The organism is Qipengyuania algicida (assembly GCF_009828025.1).
GTDB lineage: Bacteria > Pseudomonadota > Alphaproteobacteria > Sphingomonadales > Sphingomonadaceae > Qipengyuania > Qipengyuania algicida.
In genome coordinates, this window is record NZ_WTYA01000012.1 from 38,644 (window position 1) to 60,422 (window position 21,779).

20 protein-coding genes and 1 tRNA gene are annotated in these 21,779 nt (G+C 63.5%); 10 read left to right on the plus strand and 11 right to left on the minus strand.

All coding sequences use genetic code 11. From position 1 onward, the window contains the following. Window positions 1-42: 42 nt before the first annotated feature. Together GRI58_RS13685 and GRI58_RS13690 are read right to left on the minus strand one after the other, a co-directional pair. Window positions 43-4,290, minus strand: coding sequence for a strawberry notch family protein (locus tag GRI58_RS13685; protein WP_160754166.1), 4,248 nt, complete (start codon window positions 4,288-4,290; stop codon window positions 43-45). A gap of 77 nt (window positions 4,291-4,367) precedes the next feature. Next, window positions 4,368-5,282: a DUF7146 domain-containing protein gene (locus tag GRI58_RS13690; RefSeq protein ID WP_160754167.1), complete on the minus strand. Its 915-nt coding sequence runs from the start codon at window positions 5,280-5,282 to the stop codon at window positions 4,368-4,370. Window positions 5,283-5,482: 200 nt separating this feature from the next. On the opposite strand from GRI58_RS13690, the gene GRI58_RS13695 reads away from it, so the two are divergent. From GRI58_RS13695 to GRI58_RS15810, 3 genes are all read left to right on the plus strand, one after another. After that, window positions 5,483-5,824, plus strand: coding sequence for a helix-turn-helix domain-containing protein (locus tag GRI58_RS13695; protein WP_160754168.1), 342 nt, complete (start codon window positions 5,483-5,485; stop codon window positions 5,822-5,824). A 75-nt stretch (window positions 5,825-5,899) separates the two neighbouring features. Beyond that, window positions 5,900-7,081: a type II toxin-antitoxin system HipA family toxin gene (locus tag GRI58_RS13700; RefSeq protein ID WP_237452321.1), complete on the plus strand. Its 1,182-nt coding sequence runs from the start codon at window positions 5,900-5,902 to the stop codon at window positions 7,079-7,081. Then, window positions 7,074-7,208: a hypothetical protein gene (locus GRI58_RS15810; RefSeq protein WP_272916353.1), complete on the plus strand. Its 135-nt coding sequence runs from the start codon at window positions 7,074-7,076 to the stop codon at window positions 7,206-7,208. The genes GRI58_RS13700 and GRI58_RS15810 overlap by 8 nt, the downstream gene beginning before the upstream one ends. 73 nt (window positions 7,209-7,281) lie before the next feature. Here GRI58_RS15810 and GRI58_RS13705 read toward each other — a convergent pair whose 3' ends face one another. Together GRI58_RS13705 and GRI58_RS13710 are read right to left on the minus strand one after the other, a co-directional pair. After that, window positions 7,282-8,514, minus strand: coding sequence for a hypothetical protein (locus GRI58_RS13705; RefSeq protein WP_160754170.1), 1,233 nt, complete (start codon window positions 8,512-8,514; stop codon window positions 7,282-7,284). Window positions 8,515-8,605: 91 nt separating this feature from the next. Further along, the gene (locus GRI58_RS13710; protein WP_160754171.1) at window positions 8,606-10,867 is read right to left on the minus strand and encodes an NADP-dependent malic enzyme; all 2,262 of its coding nucleotides are present in this window, start codon (window positions 10,865-10,867) and stop codon (window positions 8,606-8,608) included. Between the two features lie 121 nt (window positions 10,868-10,988). Here GRI58_RS13710 and mutS point away from each other — a divergent pair, with 121 nt between their 5' ends. Both mutS and GRI58_RS13720 read left to right on the plus strand, forming a co-directional pair. After that, window positions 10,989-13,613 (plus strand): DNA mismatch repair protein MutS, encoded by a 2,625-nt coding sequence (gene mutS, locus GRI58_RS13715; RefSeq protein ID WP_160754172.1) that lies wholly within the window; start codon window positions 10,989-10,991, stop codon window positions 13,611-13,613. A 24-nt stretch (window positions 13,614-13,637) separates the two neighbouring features. Next, window positions 13,638-13,898 carry a hypothetical protein gene (locus tag GRI58_RS13720; RefSeq protein WP_160754173.1) on the plus strand — a complete coding sequence of 87 codons (261 nt, stop codon included), beginning with the start codon at window positions 13,638-13,640 and terminating at the stop codon, window positions 13,896-13,898. Between the two features lie 3 nt (window positions 13,899-13,901). Here the strand turns inward: GRI58_RS13720 and GRI58_RS13725 are convergent, their stop codons facing one another. From GRI58_RS13725 to gluQRS, 5 genes are all read right to left on the minus strand, one after another. Next, window positions 13,902-14,255 (minus strand): hypothetical protein, encoded by a 354-nt coding sequence (locus GRI58_RS13725; RefSeq protein WP_160754174.1) that lies wholly within the window; start codon window positions 14,253-14,255, stop codon window positions 13,902-13,904. A gap of 54 nt (window positions 14,256-14,309) precedes the next feature. Next, window positions 14,310-15,182, minus strand: a complete 873-nt coding sequence (locus GRI58_RS13730; RefSeq protein WP_202386981.1) for a 3-hydroxyacyl-CoA dehydrogenase NAD-binding domain-containing protein — start codon at window positions 15,180-15,182, stop codon at window positions 14,310-14,312. Window positions 15,183-15,258: 76 nt separating this feature from the next. After that, window positions 15,259-15,828: a cob(I)yrinic acid a,c-diamide adenosyltransferase gene (locus tag GRI58_RS13735; protein ID WP_160754175.1), complete on the minus strand. Its 570-nt coding sequence runs from the start codon at window positions 15,826-15,828 to the stop codon at window positions 15,259-15,261. 12 nt (window positions 15,829-15,840) lie between these two features. Further along, window positions 15,841-16,071 (minus strand): HIG1 domain-containing protein, encoded by a 231-nt coding sequence (locus GRI58_RS13740; protein ID WP_160754176.1) that lies wholly within the window; start codon window positions 16,069-16,071, stop codon window positions 15,841-15,843. A gap of 9 nt (window positions 16,072-16,080) precedes the next feature. Then, window positions 16,081-16,923: a tRNA glutamyl-Q(34) synthetase GluQRS gene (gene gluQRS, locus GRI58_RS13745; protein ID WP_160754177.1), complete on the minus strand. Its 843-nt coding sequence runs from the start codon at window positions 16,921-16,923 to the stop codon at window positions 16,081-16,083. A gap of 150 nt (window positions 16,924-17,073) precedes the next feature. On the opposite strand from gluQRS, the gene GRI58_RS13750 reads away from it, so the two are divergent. Then, window positions 17,074-17,682 carry an HNH endonuclease gene (locus GRI58_RS13750; protein WP_160754178.1) on the plus strand — a complete coding sequence of 203 codons (609 nt, stop codon included), beginning with the start codon at window positions 17,074-17,076 and terminating at the stop codon, window positions 17,680-17,682. Between the two features lie 292 nt (window positions 17,683-17,974). Here the strand turns inward: GRI58_RS13750 and GRI58_RS13755 are convergent. Next, window positions 17,975-18,061, minus strand: a tRNA-Leu gene (locus GRI58_RS13755). A 211-nt stretch (window positions 18,062-18,272) separates the two neighbouring features. Here GRI58_RS13755 and GRI58_RS13760 point away from each other — a divergent pair. Beyond that, window positions 18,273-18,500 (plus strand): hypothetical protein, encoded by a 228-nt coding sequence (locus GRI58_RS13760; protein WP_160754179.1) that lies wholly within the window; start codon window positions 18,273-18,275, stop codon window positions 18,498-18,500. Window positions 18,501-18,524: 24 nt separating this feature from the next. On the opposite strand, the gene GRI58_RS13765 is transcribed toward GRI58_RS13760, so the two are convergent. After that, window positions 18,525-19,400 carry a zinc-ribbon domain-containing protein gene (locus GRI58_RS13765; RefSeq protein ID WP_160754180.1) on the minus strand — a complete coding sequence of 292 codons (876 nt, stop codon included), beginning with the start codon at window positions 19,398-19,400 and terminating at the stop codon, window positions 18,525-18,527. Between the two features lie 172 nt (window positions 19,401-19,572). On the opposite strand from GRI58_RS13765, the gene ftsE reads away from it, so the two are divergent. From ftsE to GRI58_RS13780, 3 genes are read left to right on the plus strand one after another with little or no spacing between them, the layout of a single operon-like run. Further along, on the plus strand, window positions 19,573-20,301 hold the full coding sequence (gene ftsE / locus GRI58_RS13770; RefSeq protein WP_202386989.1) for a cell division ATP-binding protein FtsE: 729 nt from the start codon (window positions 19,573-19,575) through the stop codon (window positions 20,299-20,301). After that, window positions 20,298-21,230, plus strand: coding sequence for a cell division protein FtsX (locus GRI58_RS13775; RefSeq protein WP_160754182.1), 933 nt, complete (start codon window positions 20,298-20,300; stop codon window positions 21,228-21,230). Before ftsE ends, GRI58_RS13775 begins: the two co-directional genes overlap by 4 nt. Beyond that, window positions 21,227-21,757, plus strand: coding sequence for a YdcF family protein (locus GRI58_RS13780; RefSeq protein ID WP_337190988.1), 531 nt, complete (start codon window positions 21,227-21,229; stop codon window positions 21,755-21,757). Before GRI58_RS13775 ends, GRI58_RS13780 begins: the two co-directional genes overlap by 4 nt. The last annotated feature ends 22 nt before the right edge of the window (window positions 21,758-21,779 follow it).

Consider the following 21,779-nt stretch of genomic DNA (forward strand, 5'->3'; position numbering starts at 1 on the left):
GCTCCCTCCACTCTCATTGTGGAATTGGGTCCGTCCGATGGATCAGGCGGCAAGCGCGGGGAGGACCGACGACGCTCTCGACACTGGTACGAAGAGCCGCGTGCGGTAACGGATGATCTCGGTGAAACAGCCCTTGGCCTTGTACCACTCGAGCCGCTCGGGCGCGTAGCCGGTGAGCTCGAGCCGCTGCTCACCGCCGACGAGCGACCGCTTGACCATCAGCGCGTCATGGCTGGCGAGCGGCTGGGGCGTGCCGCTTGTCAGAACCAGCTTCCCGACTTCGTCGGGAGCGGGACCGGTCACCCCCGCCAGTCCGAACGTCTCGGCGATCTTGGCAAGGTCGATATCGAGAACTTCGCGGCCAATGATCGACTGGCCATCCTCGGCAACGAGCCGGGTGACCCGGACGTGATCGCCCGGTAAGCGCTTCCAGACCGGCAGTAGAAGCCCCGTGGCGAGATGCACGCGTTCGGTGATCGGAGAAGCCGCAGCTTGCTCCTCCTCGATCCGCCAGCGCCTGGTGAACTCGGCGACGCCGGTTTCCTCCCACAGGCTTTCGCCGAGCGCATCGAGTGTCCAGTTGGCCGATTTGAGCGGACGAAGCAGGCGGCGCCGTTCGATCACCGCGCCATCATCGCCAATGAGACGCCTTGCGGGGACCGACAGGGCGATCCTTCCCGAGCGCGTATTGCGCAGGGGAATGGCGTGCGGGCTTCCGATCTCGTGCATGCGCACGAGCCGCTCCAGCCGCAAGGGCCGAAGGTGCCGTTTTACCCCGAGCGAGACGAGGCGAGTTTGTGCACCGGTGACAGGGTCGGTGCGCAGCAACTCGTCCGCAAGAATCTCGAAGCTGTCGACACGAACGGTTTCCAGACCGAGATCGAGCGTTCCCGCTTCGCGCGCAGCCTCGATGCGCGCTTCGACCAGTCCCAGATATTCCTCGAAGATGCCGTTCTGGAGGGCGATGGGCAGCGCCAGGATGCGGTTGAGCCACCGTTGGATGGTCGGCAGATTGTCGGTCAGCCCGCCGTCGGGGTTTTCGAGCCGGAGGCCGGTCCGCTCGACGAAGTCTTCGAAACGCGTCGCCTCGAGCTTGCCGTCGTAAAGCAACCGGAACCAGCGGGTGAGCGCATCGCGCGCATAATCGCTTTCGAGATTGTCCGCCGGGTCGAACAGGTTCTGGCCGCCGGTCTGACGCTGGCCGCGGGTGAGCGCGCCCAATGCGTCGAGCCTGCGCGCTATGGTAGAGATGAAGCGGCGTTCGCCCTTCACATCGGTGGTCACGGGACGGAATAACGGTGCCGAGGCCTGATTGGTGCGGTTGGTGCGCCCGAGACCCTGGATCGCGTTGTCGGCGCGCCACCCCGGTTCAAGCAGGAAATGAACCCGACGCTGCTGATTTTTCGCGTCGAGATCGGCATGGTAGGAACGCCCTGTTCCTCCCGCGTCCGAAAAGACCAGGATGCGCTTGGTTCCTTCCATGAAGCTTTGCGCCTCGGCGACATTGGCGCTGGGGCTTCGTCGTTCGAGGCGCTGTTGGCCGTCGCGCCCCACGACAAGTCGCCGCGTCCGGCCCGTGACTTCGGCCACGGCTTCGGTCCCGAAATGCTCGATGATTGCATCGAGCGCGGTTGCGATCGGCGGCAGGGCGCAGAGCTGTTCGATCAGCGCGTCGCGCGCAGCGATGGCACGCGGGCAGAAGACGGGATTGCCATCGTCGTCGCTCATCGCTTCGGAGCGAAGACTTCCGTCTTCGTCGGTGAAGACCTGCATCAGGCGCACAGGAAAGCTCTTGGCGAGATAGTCGATCACATATTCGCGCGGGGACAGGTCGATATCGAGCGCTTCGCGTTCCTCGTCGGAAAGGTCGGCAAGGCGCCGGTCGAGCATGGCTTCGGCGGTCGAGACCAGTTGCACGACCACCGAATGCGCCTCGCCGAGTGCTTCCTCCATGGCGGGGATCAGGCTCGGCAGTTTCATCGAAAGCAGGAGCTGCGCGAAGAAGCGTTGCTTGGTACCTTCGAAGATCGAGAGCGCTGCGGCCTTGGCATTGCGGTTGAGCGTATCGCCGCTGTCCTCGTCGACCACGCGCGTCGCCTCCAGCGCTTCGTCGAGATTGCGGTGGATGATCGCCCAGGCGTCGGCATAGGCGTCATAGATGCGGATCTGCGCCTCGGTCAGCCGGTGTTCGAGTATATCGTACTCGACCCCGGCAAACGACAATGCGCGGGCGAGGTAGAGGCCCTGTGCCTTGAGGTCACGGGCGACGAGTTCCATCGCCGCCACACCACCGGCCCGAATATCGGTCATGAACGCCTCGTGGGTCGGGAAAGCGGTTTCCGGTCCCCACAGGCCCAGGCGTGCAGTGTAGCCGAGGTTGGCGATATCCGACGCACCGGTTGCCGAGGCATAAAGAACGCGGGCACGCGGCAAGATATTCTGGAGCCTGAGGCCGGCCATGCCCTGCTCGGAGCCCTTGACCTTGCCGCGTGTGCCCGATGAGCCGAGCGCATTGGCCATGGCATGTGCCTCGTCGAAAGCTATCACGCCGTCGAACGTATCTCTTGCCCAGGCGCGGATTTGGTCGAGCCGCGTGTCTTCGGCGCGACCGGAGCGCAGGGTGGGATAGGTGACGAACAGGATGCCTTCGGGCAGCGTCACGGGGTGTCCGAGCTTCCAGCGCGAGAGCGGCTGGATATCGAGCGCCATGCCGCCAAGCGCTTCCCAGTCGCGGCGCGCATCCTCCAGCAGCGCCTCGTTCTTGGTGATCCAGATATGGCGTCGCTCGCCGGACAGCCAGCGGTCCATGATCAGGGCGGCGATCTGCCGTCCCTTGCCGGCTCCGGTCCCGTCGCCGAGGAAAAAGCCCTGACGGTAGGAATGACCGTCGTTGGACAGCTCCAGCCTTGTCCCTTCCTGGTTAGGCCGGAAATGCCCGGGAAGGTCGCGCGCGAATGCCTGGGCCGCATAGACGAGCGTCTCGCACTGTGCGTCGGACAGCAAACCGTCTGACTGCCAGCCTGCTGGTAGCATCGGGCGCACTTCGGGCCGAGGGGCCGCGACCGAGCCCATGGCAACCGATTCCACGAGCGGCGTGGGATGCGCCGGTGCATCGGCGAATGCGATGCGGCTGGGCCGATAGGACAGGTAGATTCCTGTCTGCTCGGGTGCCGGCGCAGGTTCCGGAAGCACGGAATAGCCCAGTTCTATCGCCGCAGTGCCGTAGGTTGCTTTCGATGCAAACGGCGCCGACGGTCGGATCGGCGCGCCCCGCGTCGTAGCCTTGGCCCCGAGACGCACGGGCTTGCGTGCCGGAAGACGATGAAGGCTCCCGGATGCGCACGCGCGAGCTGGAAGCTTTGCGAGTAAGGCATGGAGTTCGACCAGGCGGCGCGTATCGCCTTCAATCGGCGGTACCGACCCGCTCGGAAGCTTGTCGAACACGACCATACGGACGGCGATCCCCGTGCCCGCCCGCGCAAACATTTTCTGCAACCGGAAATCGAGAAGTAACGAGGCGTCGCCTCGGTCCTTGGCGAAGGGCGTAGCGTCGAAACGTTCGGGCATGATCGCGACGATCCTGCCGCCAGCGGCGGAAGCCCGGATTGCACTGCGCAAGTGACGCCGCGCGGTATCACCATCCTGGCCGCGCTCGTGGCTACGCGCGAACGGCGGGTTCATCATGATGACCGATGGATCCGGCCCGCGATGCAGGTCGGCGATCAGTTCGCCATCATGTGCACTGACCGGAGTTCCGGGAAAGATGCGCCCGAGGCCAGCGCGCCTGTCGGCAGCGATCTCGTTGAGAGCGAGTGACTTCGCACAGGTGTCCGCCCAGATCGCTAGGGCACCGTTGCCGGCGGACGGTTCGAGCACGGTGTCCCGGCTGGAGAGGTCCGCCGCCTTCGCCATCAGCCAGGCCAGCATCGGCGGGGTCGAGAATTGCTGCAGCTCGACCTGGGCCTCGCTGCGAACGTGGCGGGGCGGTAACGCTGCCTCGAGCCAGTCGAAGCGCGCTTCTGCTTCATGCACGCCACTCGCAATGTCTATGCGTGACGATTCACGAAGCCAGAGCAGAGCGCCGATTTCGACCGCATTATTGTAGTCGTCGATGGTCCAGGCACTTCCCCAATCCTGGACGCCGGTTTCTTCGGCGAACAGGCCCGAAATATCGGCGCGGTCAAGGTGACGTCCTGATGCGAGCTCCTCGGCAATCCTGGCACCGATGGCGTATGCCAGAGGCACTGAAAGGGACTGCTCTCTTGCGGGAAACAGGTCTGACTGGTACATGGCTGTTCGTCCTCCTGATTGAGGCATCGGGACGCGCGCCCTCTGCCGGATCAGGAATTCGAGAAGCCCTCTCTCCTCTAGGGCGCCGCCTTGCGGCGCAGCCACGCACGGAGCTCATCGTTCCAGTCGGTGCCGCATGTAGACGGTCTGCGGACGTGGATCGTCCTTCCTTCTCGCGCGTAAGCCGCCCGACCCCGTGCAGCAGCAAGCTCGCCACCGGCGTCATGATCGACGAAGAGATGGAGTTCGGTCACGCTGTCGGGCACGCAGACGAGACCGAAGCGCTCATTGCCCAATGCCGCCCAAGCAGGAATGCCGGTGAGGGCATAGGCTGACATCGCGCTCTCGATCCCCTCGGCCAATCCGAGCTTGCCGGCAACCGGAGCGAAAAGGCGGACAGCAGCTCCGCCCAGCGAGCCGAGCGCGCGTTTCGGCTTTGCGAAGCCGGCCTTGGTACCGACATCCTGAGCCAGGAAGGTGCGGTGGATTGCGATTGGTCCCTCGTCGAGACCGACAGCCGCGATCATAGCCGGCAGAAAGCGGGTTCGTCCTTTCGGGCCAAGTGGCGTTCGTGGATGAAAACGAAGAGCCGACGATGCGGCGACGATACCGCGGCCCTCAAGGTAGGCCTTTGCCGGACTCGCGGGCAGCGGTTGCGCTCCGCGCCAGATCCTCAGGGCTGCGGCCGAGGCTTTGAGAGTCTTGGCCGGCTCGGAATGGTCCCCAGTCGCGGAACCTGAAAATAGCGAGGTCGCATCGAAGCCTTCGCGTGCCAGTGCAGACAGCACACTGCGCTGATCGCATCCTGCGAAGCAATGGAAGAGAATGGCCTGTCGTCCAAGCGACACACCGAGCGACGGTGTACGGTCGTCATGCGCAGGGCAGCAAGCCATCCCCTTCGTGCCCGCCCATTTGCCGCCGCGCGATTCGCAGATCCGACGTGCTGTATCGTCGAGAGAAGAATTGTGATGTGCAGGGATGCAGACGGACATTCTCGGCTCCTTCGCAACGCAGTGGCCGTCCTCCGCCGCAGCCTCTCCTCCCGCCTGTGATCCCCGCCCGTCCATTTTCCGAAATTGTGATACATTTTTCGGACATCTTGATGATCGACTCTACTGTGGCCGTCTATACGTTTCGCATGACATATCATGCCAATTTGCATAAACTCGCATGATATGTCATCTAATAGCCCATGCCACGTGCTTCACGAGCCGCCAGCGGACTGCCGCCCCAGAGCCAGCGCGCGATTGTGCGACTGGGCAGGGACCTTGCGGTCGCGCGCCGCCGCCGGAAATTACCCCAGCGTCTGATGGCCGAGCGTATGCTCGTATCGGTCCAGACACTCCAGCGTCTCGAAGCTGGCGATCCGACTGTAGGTCTGGCAGTCCTCGCCAGTGCGCTCCACGTCCTGGGGATGACTGAGCGCCTTGCCGGGCTGGTCGCTCCCGACAGCGATCGGGCCGGGATCAGCGAGGATCTTTCGCGTCTGCCCAAGACTACCCACGCAGCCAGCGACGACGAGTTGGACTTCTAGCCTGCCATGCCGACGGTCCGCACCTATGTGTTCGCGCATCTTGCAGAAGGTCCGGTCCCCGCCGGCCTTCTCACGATGACCGACGAGCCGCGCAACAAATACGCGACCTTTGCCTACGGCCGCCGCTATCTTGAGCGACCCGACAAGGTTGCCGTCGATCCGGTAGCCCTCCCCCTCCATGACGCGGGAACGGCGCGAACTTACCAGACGGAGGAAGGCTTTGCCGTCTTTAACGGGATCCGGGATGCGGCACCCGACGGCTGGGGCCAGTACCTCATGTACAAGGCGATGGGCGATCGCCTGCCCGGCGATGCCGATCTCATTCTTGCTTCAGGCGATCACCGGGTGGGCGCGCTGGCCTTTGGGCCCACTCCAGAGCGACCGGAGCGCATCACCCCGTGGGGAGACGGGCCAGCTCCAGGGGAAGAGTTCACGCTTGCCGAACTCGCTGAAGCCGCCGAGCGCGCGCAGCACGTAGACGAGTTGGACGAGAACCTACGCGCGCTCCTGTCGGCCGGCTCCTCGCTGGGCGGAGCGCGACCCAAGGCCGCTACCACGATCGGCCTGCAACCATGGATCGCTAAGTTCCAGATGCGCGGTGACAGCTTCCCCGAGTGCCGGGTCGAATTCGCGACAATGCGTCTTGCCGCGGAATGCGGTCTCGATGTGCCGTCGCTCGATTTTCGCAGGGTTCTCGACCGCGACATCTACCTGATCGAGAGGTTCGATCGAATTCCCCATGGCAATCGGCTTGAGCGCCTGCCGTTCGCTTCGGGCCTGACTATTCTTGGGGCGCACGAGAGCGAGGTCAGCCGCTACAGCTATGCCGATCTGGCAGGATCGATCCGGCAGTTCGGCACTCAGGTGCGCAAGGATCTCCACGAGTTGTTTCGCCGCATGGTGCTCAACATCCTCGTCACGAACGACGATGATCACCTGCGCAACCATGGCTTCCTGTTCGATGGGACGGGTTGGCGACTGTCGCCACTCTACGACGTCGTTCCGAAGCCCCAGGTTGGTCTCGAGCGCCGGCTCGTTCTCGGAGTGGGGCCGGAGGGTCGCAATGCCACGCTCGAGAACGCCCTTGCCGGGGCTGCCGTCTTCGATCTGGGGGTCGAAGAAGCTGCGGCGATTGTCGACGAGGTAAAGCAAATCGTGAGCGCGAGGTGGGAGGCACTCTTCGCCGAGGCCGGTGTCAGCAGCGCCGATCGCAAGCGCTTTGCAACGTGCTTCCGCCTCGCGATGACAGATGCTTGATGACAGCTCTCTTGCGCTTCTGCCCGTCGCAAAAAAAGCGCATCTGCTCTTTGGTGATTACCCGGTGATTGCCAGAACAGAAATTGGAACCCCAAAAATGCCAGATTATGAAACGAACTCAATATGATAGAGCTTTCGGACGACAAAATCTGGTATTTCAGGTTTCGACGAAAAAGTTGACCGTGCGCTGGGGCAAGCGATCAACGCAATTCAGCGAGCGTCCGATCGATCCAATTTGACGCATCGGCATAGCGCGCCGCGTCGATCCCGCCGTCTCGGGTGATAAAGTCCGCATCGCGTAAATTGGCGGGCGCATCCATGACGCCGGATGGCAGCAACTCGTCCTGAGTGACCAGCGACAGTTCTGCCGCCGTGTCATGCGCATTTGCCGGTGACGATGCCCTCGCAGCGAAATCGACACCGGAATGGCTTGCCGCAAGACCGGCAAAGGCTTCATGATCGGTAGCTTGACCCGTCCCTTCGAATTGCTTGAAATCGCCAAGTCGACGCGCGGCCTGCGCACCATAGGCCGCCGTCAGCCCGGCAGAAAACGCCCAATGCCGGGCAAGATTGGCTGATCCACGCAGTTGCACAGCTTCAGTTGGCAAAGGGCATTCCTTGACGATCGCTTCTGCCCCCGGAAGCAGTACGAACGCGGGCTTGCCGGTTGCCACAACCGCGACCGCCACCAGAGCCGCGCGGTTGTGCTTTGCATCCCAGCTCATAGCCACTGGCAGGAATGCGCGGCGCAGCAACGCATCGAGCGTCGCAGCGGGGCGATTGACCTGCCCGAGCGCCAGGCGGCAGTAGATGTCTTTCGCCAGAGCGAAATCGACTGGAATGCCTTGCGACTTCGGTAGCCGCCCGGCCAGGGCCGACCGATCGAGCCGCAATCGCAAGCTGCCGTCGCTGGCGGAAATCTGCTGTGCCAAGCGGTCCAGCGGCGGCAGACCGGCTCCGCCAGCTCCGGGAATGTGGCGCAAGCCCGACCAGATCCACCCGCACGCCACACCCGACATTTCCAGCCGACCGGCAGCGCAGAACAAGCCAGGACCAGCGCCCTGAGAGCCCGACAGCCGTACGCTGGTATTCAGCCACAGCCCAAACGGCAGCGGATCGCTGGCGCGCATCACCACCCCCGCTCCCTCGATATCCATCGTCAGTCGGTCGAAGCCGCTCTCCTGCCGCGCTATTCCGGCAAGCCCTGCGAGCTGTCCGCTATCGAGCGTCAGCGTGGTGGATTCCGGCTTCCGCGCCTGCCCCGTCAGTGCCGGATATATGGTTTTGGCAGCAACAAGCTCTCGCGGCGATGCCGCCTGTTGGGGGGCAATTGCAGGAGAGGTTTCCAAGACCAGCAGGGCGAGCACGAACACGCCGATAACCAGCAGGATGAACAGGGTCAGCACGATGCGGCCGGTGCGTCTGCGCCGCATCGCCCGCCGCCGCCGTGTGATCGCATCGTCCCCCATCGCCGACCCTTCTATCCCAACCTGCCGACCACGACCAGCAGGCTGTCGCTATCGATCAACCGAGCACGCCGGCGCTCGCCAAAACGGCCAGCGTCAGCACATCGGGCGCAATCGCCGTCATAGGGGCAATCTGGACCGGCTTTTCCATCCCGATCGTCAGCGGCCCGATGGTCGTCTCCCCGCCCAACTCGCGCAGCAGCTTGGCCGAGAGATTGGCGGATTGCAGGCCGGGCATGATCAGCACATTGGCTGGCCCGGACAGGCGGCTGAACGGATAGAGCGCCATGACCTTGGGATTGAGCGCGGCATCGGGTGCCATTTCGCCTTCGTATTCGAAACCCGGCTCCTTGGCATCGAGGATTGCCACCGCATCGCGAATGTTCGTCAGCCACTGACCCGGGGGATTGCCGAAAGTCGAATAGGACAGGAAAGCGACGCGCGGTTCATGTCCCATCCGACGCGCCACCTCGGCCGTCTCGCAGGCAATATGTGCCAGCTGCTCCGCGCTGGGCCGTTCGTTCATCGTGGTATCGGCGAGGAACGTGGTGTGGTTCTTGCCGATCATCATGTGGATACCGAAAGGAAGCGCATCTTCCTTGTGGCTCAACACCCGCCCGACCTCGCGCGCGGTCTGGGCGAAGGTACGGGTCAGCCCGGAAACCATCCCGTCACCATGACCGAGCGCCACCAGCAGGGCAGCGAAGACATTGCGTTCCTGATTGACCATCCGCCGCACGTCACGCTCTGTGTGGCCGCGGCGCTGGAGCCGCTTGTAAAGATAGTCGACCATCTCAGGCACGTATTCGGAATCAGCCGAGTTCTGGATTTCGTAGCTTGAGGGATCGTCCACCGCCAATTTCTCGAGCTGTTCGAGCACCTTCTCGGTCCGCCCGACGAGAATCGGCTCGCCATAGCCGAAATCGCGGAACTGGATCGCGGCGCGCAGCGCGACTTCCTCCTCCGCTTCGGCGAACACCATCCGCTTGGGATTGGCGCGGGCGAGTTCGTAAATGTTGGTGAGCGCCGCCGTTGTCGGGTTGAGCCGCGATTTGAGCTTGTGGCGATACTCGTCGAAATCCTCGATCGGCGCTTTCGCAACGCCGGTATCCATGGCGGCCTTTGCGACAGCGGAAGACACCACTTCGATCAGCCGCGGATCGAACGGCGCGGGGATAATGTAGTCGCGCCCGAACTGATGATCGACCCCGTAAGCGGCGGCTACTTCCTCGGGCACGCGCTCGCGCGCCAGCGCGGCGATGGCTTCGGCAGCGGCAATCTTCATCTCCTCGTTGATGGCGGTTGCCTGCACGTCGAGCGCGCCGCGGAAGATGAAGGGAAAACCCAGCACATTGTTGACCTGATTGGGAAAATCGCTGCGCCCGGTGGCGATGATCGCGTTCGGCTTCACCGCCTTGACCTCGTCCGGCATGATTTCGGGTGTGGGGTTCGCCATGGCAAAGATGATCGGCTGGTCGGCCATCTTGGCGACCCATTCCTGCTTCAACGCGCCTGCTGCCGACAGGCCGAGGAAGATGTCCGCACCCTCCAGTGCCTCGGCAAGACTGCGCGCCTTGGTCTCGACCGCGTGGGCGCTCTTCCACTGGTCGACATTACCACGACCCGGGTAAATCGGCCCCTCGCGGTCGCAGACGATCACCTGATCGTGCGGGATGCCCATGGCTTTGACCAAAGCGGTGCAGGCCAGCGCAGAGGCGCCCGCGCCGTTCACCACCATGCGGCAGTCTTTGAGCTTACGGCCCGTCACGTGGCAGGCATTGATCAGTCCGGCGACGGCGATGATTGCGGTGCCATGCTGGTCGTCGTGCATGACCGGGATATCCATCCGTTCACGCAGGGCCTGTTCGATAATGAAGCATTCGGGCGCGGCGATATCTTCCAGATTGATACCACCAAAGCTCGGGCCCATCAGGGCGACCGCCTCGATGAACTTGTCCGGGTCCTCGGTATCGAGTTCGAGGTCGATCGCATCGACATCGGCGAAGCGCTTGAACAGCACTGCCTTGCCTTCCATCACCGGCTTGGAGGCCAGCGCGCCGAGATTGCCCAGGCCCAGGATCGCGGTGCCGTTGGAAATCACCGCCACCAGATTGGAGCGCGCGGTATACTTCGCCGCATTGGCCGGATCCTCGGCAATCGCTTCGACCGGAGCCGCCACACCCGGGGAATAGGCGAGGCTGAGGTCGCGCTGCGTCGCCATCGGCTTGGAGGCGACGATCTCGATCTTACCGGGCCTGATCGTCTCGTGGTAGAACAACGCTTCGCGCGTGGTGAATCCGGTCTGCCGCTCTTCGGCCATCAATACCTCTCGTCTTGGGGGTTGCGTGGGAGGCCCTAACGCGCCGAGGCGCGAAGTCATAGGGGAAAGACGCAAGCCACGCCTTGCCCGAATCGCAAGACCCCTTGATCGTCGCGCTCGCATGGCTGCCAAACCAACCCCGATGATGGAGCAATATTTCACCCTCAAGCGCGAGGCCGAGGGTGCTTTGTTGTTCTATCGCATGGGCGACTTCTTCGAGCTGTTCTTCGACGATGCCGTCGTGGCGGCAGGCATTCTCGACATCGCCCTGACGAGTCGCGGCGAACACGACGGCAAGCCTGTGCCGATGTGCGGCGTTCCGGTGCACTCGGCGGAAAGCTATCTTGCACGGTTGATCCGGGCGGGCCAGCGGGTGGCGATTGCGGAACAGGTCGAGACGCCCGAGGAAGCAAAGCAGCGCGCCAAGCGGGAGGGCACGCCCAGTTCCAAGACCCTGGTGGCCCGCGATATCGTCCGCTTCGTCACCGCCGGGACGCTGACCGAAGAAGCCCTGCTCGATCCACGCCGCGCCAATGTGCTGGTGGCGCTCGCCCCGCTGCGCGACAGCGTGGGCATTGCCGTTTGCGACATTTCGACCGGGCGGATGGAGTTGGAGGAATGTGCGCCCGATGCGATTGGCGCAGTGCTCGCCCGTTCAGGCGCGAGCGAAGTGGTTGTGCCGGAGGATTGGGACACGCCGCCCCATGAGGCGATCGGCCGACCCCGCGCCGATTTTCGCAGCGAGGATGGCGAGGCGCGGCTCAAGTCGCTCCACGGCCTCGCGACACTCGATGGTCTGGGCGCATTCACCCGTCCAATGCTGGCCGCCGCTGCCGGGTTGATTGCCTACCTCGACTATGCCGGGCGCGGGAAAATGCCGCTGCTGCTGCCGCCGGTCGCAGTGAGCGGCAGCGAGCGGCTGGCGATGGATGCGGCGACACGCGCCAGCCTCGAGGTGCTCGAAGCGCAAGGCGGCGGACGCGCAGGCAGCCTGCTCGCATCTGTCGACCGGTGCAGCACGGGGGCGGGCGCAAGGCAGTTGGCCGAAGATCTGGCGGCCCCGCTCGCCCGGCGCGACGCCATCGAAGCACGGCAGAGTGCGGTGGCGCATTTCCATCGCGATCCACTGCTGCGCGCCGATGTGCGTGCCCTGCTGCGTGGCTGCCCCGACCTCTCGCGCGCCCTGGGTCGGATCGCGGCAGGGCGCGGAAGCCCGCGCGATCTGGGGCAAATCCGCGATGGGCTGGGAGAAGCCGTGCGGCTCGTCACGCTGTTGAACTCAGGCAAGGATATTCCTGCGCTGCTCGGGCAGGCGATCTGGCAGTTGGGCGGCCACGGTGCGCTGACCGATCATCTGGCGCGGGCACTGGTCCCCACACCTCCGACCGAGAGAAACCAGGGCGGCTTTATCGCGCCCGGATACGATGCCGCGCTGGACAGCTTGCGCGAAACCAGCGGCAATGCTCGCAAGGCGATCGCCGCGCTCGAGGCGAAATACCGCGAGGAGACCGAAACAAGCTCACTCAAGATCAAGCACAACAAGGTGCTGGGCTATTTCATCGAAGTGCCAGCGCGCCATGCCGACCGGCTGATGGCGGCAGACAGCGGCTTCACCCATCGCCAGACGATGGCCGGTGCTGTGCGGTTCAATTCGCTTGGCCTGCATGAGGAAGCAACCCGCATCGCCGAAGCTGGCGCGCACGCAGTGGCGGCGGAAGAGGCGCATTTCGAAGAGCTGGTGAGCGAATTGCTGGAACGGCGCGAGGCCATCGCAGCCACGGCATCGGCGCTGGCGCGGATCGACGTCAGCGCAGCGCTCGCCGAACGCGCGGCAGAAGGCGATTGGTGTCGCCCCGAAATGGTCGAGGAATCCTGTTTCGCTGTGACCGGCGGTCGCCATCCTGTCGTCGAAGCCGCGCTCGCCAAGCAGGGCGAACGGTTCGTGGCGAATGATTGCACGCTCGAGCAAACCGACCGACTCTGGCTGATCGGCGGCCCCAATATGGGCGGCAAATCGACCTTCCTGCGCCAGAACGCGTTGATCCTGCTGCTGGCGCAGACGGGCAGCTTCGTGCCCGCATCAAGCGCGAGAATCGGTATCGCGGATCGGCTATTCAGTCGCGTCGGCGCATCGGACAATCTGGCGCGTGGACGCTCCACCTTCATGGTCGAGATGGTCGAAACAGCGGCGATCCTGTCGCAGGCGAGCGAACACAGCTTCATCATCCTCGACGAAGTCGGGCGCGGCACTTCCACCTATGACGGGATGGCTCTGGCATGGGCCGTGGTCGAAGCGGTGCATGAGAATTTACGCTGCCGCTGCCTGTTCGCCACGCACTACCATGAACTCGCGCGCCTTGCGGAAAGCTGCGACGCGCTCAGCCTCCATCATGTCCGCGCCAAGGAATGGAAGGGCGAGCTGGTTTTGCTGCACGAGCTGGCACGCGGTGCCGCAGATCGCAGCTATGGTCTGGCCGTGGCGCGGCTGGCCGGGCTCCCGCCGATGGTGCTCAAACGTGCCAAGACCATTATCGACCGGCTGGAAAAGGGGCGCGCCGAAACCGGCGGTCTTGCCGCGGGACTGGGCGATCTCCCGCTCTTCGCAGCAACAAGCACACAAGTTCAAGAACCGGGCGATGCGCTGCGCGAAGGCTTGCTCGAACTCGATGTAGACGCACTCAGCCCGCGCGAAGCATTGGAAATCCTTTACCGTCTCAAGCAGGAGTGTCTCGCAAGCACTTCTTAACCGATTCCGCCTAATGAAAGGGTGATGATGGGCGGGGGATTTTTCTCGATCAAGCAAAAGCTGCTTCTCGTCGGGGTGTTCCTCATCCTCGTGGTGGTGGCGGTGGGCACACCGGAACATCCTGGCGTGCTCGTGCAAAGTCAGCAGCAGATCGATAGTTCGAACCAGTCACGCCCCGTCAAGCGCAGTACATCGCCCTGGGCGGCAACCGGCAACGACCAAGCGCCGGCGCCAGCCGAACAAGAGAGTGAGCGCCAAGGCCCTCCAATACAGGCAATGAACTGAGCCTCAGCTGCCGTCCGATGTCAGCTCGGGGTCGACCTTGTTCGCCTCACCATATTTGTCTTCATTGTCGTCAAGGTTGGGTTCGCCGCGATAGGCACCCATGTCGATCCGGCCCGAGCTTTCCATATCGCGCATGTGGTCGACGGTATCCTGCGTCGAATCATTCATCAGGTCCGACGAATTCGGGCCTTTTCCACTCTCGGTCGGGCTGCTGGTGTCCGGGGTAAGGCTCTCGGCATCCTGCGCGACGGACTGGGCCTGCGACAGATGATCGTCCTGTTCGTCGTTATGGGTTTCGGGCGCGAGGTTCGCCTGACGTGCTTCCTGGCTTTCGGCTTCAGTCTTGATGTCTGACATGGAATTTCTCCTTTGCCCGACCAACCAACGCCCGCACCCAGGCGTTCCCTCAAATCAACGCGTGGGGACCGGGACGTCGCCGGAATAATCGTAAAACCCCTTGCCGGTCTTGCGGCCGAGCCATCCAGCCTCGACGTATTTCACCAGCAAAGGCGCGGGGCGATACTTGGCGTCCCGGGTCGTCTTGTGCAGCACCATGATGATATCGAGGCAGGTGTCGAGGCCGACGAAGTCCGCCAGTTGCAACGGGCCCATCGGATGGTTGAGGCCAAGGCGGCAACCCTTGTCGATATCCTCGATATTGGCGGTCGACTGGCCCAGCACGAACACCGCCTCATTGATCATCGGCAACAGGATGCGATTGACCACGAAGCCGGGCTCATCCTGACTGAGGACCACTTCTTTACCCAGCCCTTCAGCAAAGGCGACGATGCGATCGGTGGTTTCGGATGCTGTTGCGAGGCCGGGAATCACCTCGATCAGCTTCATCACCGGGACCGGGTTGAAAAAGTGCAGGCCGATGAAACGGGCCGGATCGGGCGAGTAATTCGCCATGCGGGTGATCGGGATCGAGCTGGTGTTGGACGCCATGATTGCGCCCTGCGACAGCACCCCGCCAGCCTTTTCGAAGATCGCCTTCTTGATCTCCTCCTTCTCGGTCGCCGCCTCGATGATCAGGTCGGCGTCGGCCATCGGAGCATAGTCCGCCACAGCAGAAATGCGGCTGAGCGTGGCTTGGGCCTCGGCGATCTCCAGCTTGCCCTTGCCGACCAGCTTACCAAGCGCCTTGTCGATGCCCGCAACCGCCGCTTCCGCGCGCGCCAGATCGACATCGGCAACCATTACCTTCATGCCACTCCCGGCAATCGTCTGGGCAATACCCGAACCCATTTGCCCCGCACCAATGACGCCGATTGTCTCGATCATGATATTCTCTCTCCTCGCATATGCAGCAGACGTTGTGCGGTAGCGAAGGCGCGCGCGCTTGGCCAGAGGCCTGAGGTTATCGGCTGGCGCCCGGCACCCATTTGACATCGCCCTTGCCGCCGTCGTTGGCGAGGCGCGCGAGGACGAACAGGCAGTCCGACAGCCGGTTGATATAGGCCAGCGCCTGCGGATTGACCGGCTCGCTCGCCGCCAGCGCAGTCAACGCGCGTTCGGCCCGCCGTGCCGATGCGCGGGCGAGATGCATTCTTGCCGCCAGTTCGCTGCCACCGGGCAAGATGAAGCTGGTGAGCGGTTCGAGCCGCTCGTTGGCGGTATCGATCGTCCTTTCGAGCCAATCGACCTGCCCCGCCACGATCCGCAGGACCATTTCGGACGGTTCGAAATCATCTCCGGGTGTCGCGATATCGGCACCCAGATCGAACAAATCGTTCTGCATTCGCGTCAGCGCAGCGGCCTGACCCTCATCATCGACTGCAAGCGCGGCAAAGCCGAGCGCGCTGTTGGCCTCGTCGACCGCGCCAATCGCTTCCATCCGCGCGGCGTGTTTCGCCACGCGCGAGCCATCGACCAGTCCGGTCGTGCCATCGTCACCCGTGCGGGTGTAGATCTTGTTGAGCTTGACCACCGCCTAAATCGATCAGTGCGCGACCGCGAGCAGGATCACCACCACCACGATGGCGAGTGCCTGGAACTTGATGCGGTTCATCATCATCCGGTTTTGCAACAGCTGCATTTCGGTCGCGCGGTCGCCACCGCCCGATTCCAGATCGACCTTGGTGCTCCTGATAAAGGCCACCACGCCGCGAATCAGCGAGATCAAGGTCGCGAGCATCAGGCCGATGAGGATGATGACGAGAAATGTGGTCATGCGTTCAATCTAGGGCTTCGACAGCGAAATGCCAGCAGGAAACCGGTTCGCGCGCAAGGCATCGGCCAGTGCGCGACCATCCTCGCCCGCACGCCGAAGTTCGGCAAGCCCGAACCGCGAGGCGCCCGAGCCCCGGCGCTTGGCGAGCTTATCGCCACCATCGTCGAGCAACAGCGGGTGATGATACCAGTCGGGCACGGGCAGGCCGAGCAATTCCTGCAACACGCGATGGATATGGCTTGCGGCGTAAAGATCGTCTCCGCGCGTCACCAGCGTCACCCCGTCTGCCGCATCGTCGAGCGTGGCGGCAAGGTGATAGCTGGCCGGCGCATCCTTGCGCACCAGCACGACATCCCCGAAATCGCGCGGGTCGGCGATCGTTGTCCCGACAAGCTCGTCCTCCCAGACGATTTCCCCAACCTCTGCCATCGTCCGATCCATATTGAGCCGCAGCGATACGGGCTTTGCAGGGTCGAGCGCCTGCCCCTTACACGTCCCCGGATAGACCAGCCCTTCCGGCCCCATTCGCGGATCGAGCGCGGCAATTTCCGATCGCGTACAGGTGCAGGGATACAACAGGCCGCGTTCGAGCAACTCCCGCGCTGCTGCTTCATAGCTCGCCAGCCTGGTGGACTGGGCCGGCACTTCTTCCCATTCCAGCCCAAGCCATGCCAGATCCTCGCGGAATTCCACGGCCAGTTCGGGGCGCGAGCGTTCGCCGTCGATATCCTCGATCCGAAGCAGGAATCGCCCGCCGCGCTCGCGCGCAAGGTCATGCGCAGTCACCGCCGAATAGGCATGGCCGAGGTGCAGCGGGCCGTTGGGCGAAGGGGCGAAACGCGTAACGATCACAGCCGGTCCTTAATTCCACGACGCCGCCCGCCCGTCTTTCGCGCAACAAGCGTCCGGGCACAAGGCTGTGGATATGCTGTTCGTAACAGGGTTGACGCAATCCCTTGCAAATGGTGCCTTCACATCAATCGGGAAGAAGGCGGGACACCCATGTTCAAGGCCGAACTGATCGAAAGAGCGGCGCGTTTCCGCAGTGCGGCGGAGGATCCGGCACGCAATCCGGCGTCCTGTCCATCGCTGGTGCTGAACGCCGACTACACGCCGCTGTCCTATTACCCGCTGAGCCTGTGGCCGTGGCAGACTGCGATCAAGGCGATCTTCCTCGACCGGGTGGATGTGATCGCGAGCTACGACCGGCATGTCCATTCGCCCAGCCTCGACATGAAGATCCCGAGCGTCATTGCGCTCAAGCAATATGTGAAGCCATCCGAATTTCCTGCCTTCACCCGCTTCAACCTGTTCCTGCGCGATCGCTTTACCTGCCAGTTCTGTGGCAGCCAGAGCCACCTGACCTTCGACCATGTGATCCCGCGCAGGCTGGGCGGAAAGACGACGTGGGAGAATATCGCCACCGCCTGCGCTCCGTGCAACATGAAGAAGGGCGGCCGCACGCCCGCGCAAGCGAGCATGATACTCGCCAGCGAACCGATCCGCCCGACCCACTGGCAGTTGCAGCAGCACGGCAAGCAATTCCCGCCAAACTACCTGCACGAAACGTGGCGCGACTGGCTCTACTGGGATATCGAGCTGGAGGAATAGGGGCCGCTTCGCCGCAGAGGAATGCGGCGCGGCAAGTCCAAAAATATGGAACACATGGAACACGGTCCTGAAGAGATTTTTCGGGAGGGTGAAGTCCACCGGCAATTTCTGGAGCATCGCCAGGAAGCCGATGTGCAACATCCTGACCGAATGGCACAGTGACTGCCCCGTAGGACAGCCTGTACCGACTTTCCGCTGTCGCCGCTGACCTCACGCATTTGTTACGAGCCGAGACCCGACGCGCCGCATCGATAGGCATGGGCGCGCCCGAAACTCGCCGAAATATCCAGATTGGTGCGGTCGAGAAGACTCGAACTTCCACGGCCTTTCGGCCACAACGACCTCAACGTTGCGCGTCTACCAGTTCCGCCACGACCGCACATCATAAGCGAGGGAGCATGTCTCCCCGCGCCGGTAGGTGCGCGCCCCTAGCAGCCGGTTTTATACCCCGCAAGCATTTTGGTCTTCTGATGCCAATTGCATCCGACTCGCTTGAGCACGTCATCTTCCGGCCTGCCCATGTCCGGTTGCGGGACACGGCTAATCAGGGGTTTGCAATAATGCTTAACGAGGATGAAACGACGCCCCAGATGAGGGCTCTTGCCGCCTTGCTGACGCTCGCCACCTCGGCCAGCCTGTCCCCACCGCCGCGCCAGACGCCGCCGCACTCTGCGTCGCAGGCGACCGCTTCGGCACGCATCATGCGTCCGGCAATCGTGCGACAGGATCAGGAAGGCTCCACAAGCGTCGATGCCGACGGCCAGCAGGCGCAGACCCATCGCGACGGCAATGGCACGCAATGGGTGGAATTCCGTTAAGCGGAGTTTGGTGCGTCGCTGGCGCTACTTCGGGGCCCAGCCGATATCAGCGTAAACGGCCGATTTGGGCACGTCGGTAATCCCCTCGTTGATCGTCATCGCCTCGCCCGGAGCCAGTTTCTTCTGGGTGGGGTTGACCTGCCAGCTATAGACCACGCGGTTACGCCCATCGCGCAGCACGATGAGCAGCGGTGGCACGGACTGAGTTTCGCGCGTCTGGTTGGTCACCACGATCCTTGCGCCGAAAAATTCGCTGCCATTGGGCAGGGTACGGCGTTCCTGTTCCGACGCAGGAAAGGCGATCTTGAGTCCGGCTGGCGCAACAGCGAACAGCGGGCGCTCCAGCGGCAACCACGATGGCAGGCCGACAGTGCTGACCAGCGCTACCGTGCCCAGAGCGACCACTGCGAACAGAGCCGCACCCCAGCTTGCCAGCTTCATCCAGTTGCGACGCGGGCGAAACGGCGGGCGATGGTCGAATTGCGACACATCCTCGTCGTAGGCCACGTCCTCCGGCACGGTTGGCGAAGAAATATTCTCGAACGGCGGATCCGCCTTGTCAAAGCGAGGATCCTCGTCCCGAGGAGCAGCGTCTTGGGGATTGGCAGCAACCGACGAAACAGCGGCTGCGGGAGTGTGCCGGGACTCGTCGCGCTCCGTTGCCGGAGCGAAATCGCGTGGCTGGTCCACATCCGGGGCTTGCTCTGAAGGTGGGCTTTCCGGGGCTCGTTCCGCCGACGCCGCGGCGCGTTGCGCAATCGCAGCCTCGGCCAGTTCGACCGATCCATCCTGGAACCAGCTGTGCTTGCATTTGGCGCAGCGAACCGTGCGCCCCTCGACCCCGATGGCGCTGTCCGGCACAACGTAGCGCGTTTTGCAAGCAGGGCAGGCGATAATCATTGTGCATCATGCCTTAAAGCGCATGGTGAATCCCGACAAGTTCCCTGCCTGTCGACACTCGCCGATCACGGCTTTTTTCCACATCGGTGCGCGGCTATAGGCTTCGATTGGACATGACGGGCTCGGCGACAGACATTGATCGGGCCGCTTTTCGGGGAAAAGGCGGCAAATGATGAAGAACGATGGTGAAGTCGTGCGCTTCGACAATGTGGGCCTGCGTTACGGCACCGAGACCGAAGTGCTGAGCGATATCGACTTCACGCTGTTCGCCGGACGGTTCTATTTCCTGACCGGTGCGAGCGGAGCGGGCAAGACTTCGCTGCTCAAGCTGCTCTATCTATCGCAGCGCCCCTCGCGCGGGGCGATCCGCATGTTCGGTAACGATGTCATCACGCTGAAGCGCGATCGCCTGCCTGCCTACCGCCGCAGGTTGGGAGTGGTGTTCCAGGACTTCCGCCTGATCGGGCATTTGTCCGCCTTCGATAATGTCGCGCTCCCGCTGCGGCTGGCCGGCCTGCGCGAGGCCGATTTGCGCCAGCCGGTCGCCGACATGCTCGACTGGGTCGGGCTCGGCAATCGTTCCGATGCGCGGCCTGCAACGCTGTCGGGCGGGGAGCAGCAACGCGTCGCCATCGCGCGCGCGGTGATCGCCCGGCCCGAACTGCTGGTAGCGGACGAGCCGACCGGCAATGTCGATCCAGAAATGGCGTTGAGGCTGCTGCGCCTGTTCGAAGCGCTCAACCGGCTCGGCACGACTGTGGTGGTGGCGACGCACGATCTGCACCTGCTTCGCCGGGTGCCGGATTCGCTGATCATGCGGCTCGACCGGGGCAGATTGGCCGATCCGACCGGCGCCCTACGCTATCCCCCGCGCGGCCCCATCGGAAAGCCTCAGCCATGAGAGCACCGACCGTGTTCAAGCAGCGCGCATTTCGCGGCGCTGCATCGCTCGGCGCGCGGCGGGGCGCACACCTGCTGCCGAATGCGCGTCTCGGCGGCCCGATGCCGTGGGTGATTGCCATCATGGTCGCACTGACCACCCTGGCGGCAGGTGCCGCTCTCGCCCTCACCGATATGGCGAGCAGTGCGCGTAGCGAGCTTGCCGGCGGTGCAACGGTGCAGATCGTCACCGCCGACGATGCCACGCGCGACACACAAGCGGCGCGGGCCGAGCAGGCACTTTCCGCCATTCACGGCGTGATTGCGGTCGAGCGCGTGCCCCAGCAAAAGATCGCGGCGCTGGTCGAGCCGTGGCTCGGCGATCAGGCCGGGTCGGACGCCGTGCCATTGCCGGCGCTGATCGACGTGCGGCTTTCCGGGGAAGCCGACGGCAGCCGGGTTGCCGCCATCCGGCAGGTATTGCAGAAAGTGGCTCCCGATGCGCGGATCGATCCGCAAGCCGACTGGCTGAAGCCGGTGTTCCGCGCGCTCGACGCCTTGCGCTGGCTGGCGTTGAGCCTGATCGCACTGCTCGCTTTCACCAGCACCGCGGCAGTATGGCTGGCCGCACGACATGCGCTCGACACCAATCGCGAGACGATCGAAATCGTGCATCATCTGGGTGGCAACGATCGCCAGATCGCTCAGATCTTCGAGCGTTCGGTGCTCACCGATGCCCTGTTGGGCAGCATTCTGGGAGTAGCGTTGGGCGCAGTGGCGATCGGTATCCTGTCGGTTCGGTTCGCCGCGCTCGATTCAGGCCTGGCGGCACACGGGGCGCTCGGCCTGAGCGATTGGCTGGTGATCGCGCTCGTTCCCACAGGTGCGGTGCTGCTGGCCTTGTCAACCGCGCGGCTGACGGTATTGGCCAAGCTTGGAAAAATGCTGTGATCCTCCGCCTCTCCGCCTTTGTCACGCTGATCTATGCGATCGGCTTCGTGGTTTTCGCCATGACCCTGCCCGGTCCGGTAGGTCACGTGCGTACCGATGCGGTGCTGGTCGTAACCGGCGGACCGGGGCGTATTCCGCGTGGTCTGGAGGTCCTGCGAGCAGGCGATGCCGACCGGTTGTTCGTTTCTGGCGTCGATCCGGAAGTCACCAGGTCTGAATTCGCCAGCCAGTTCAAGGTTTCGAAGGCCGAAATGCGCTGCTGCGTGACGCTCGGCCATCTCGCAGTCGACACGCGCAGCAATGCGGGAGAAGCCGCACAGTGGATGGAAAGCAACGGCGTGAAGAGCGTTCGGCTGGTCACGACGGACTGGCACATGCGCCGCGCTGCTGGGGAATTGCATTATTCGATACCGAAGACCATCAAGGTGATCGACGATGCCGTCCCCTCCGATCCGTCGCTCGGTCAGCTTTTCCTCGAATACAACAAGCTGATTATCTCGACAGTCACGCAGGGATGGCCGCTGTGATTGCGCGAGGAGCAGGCAGGCT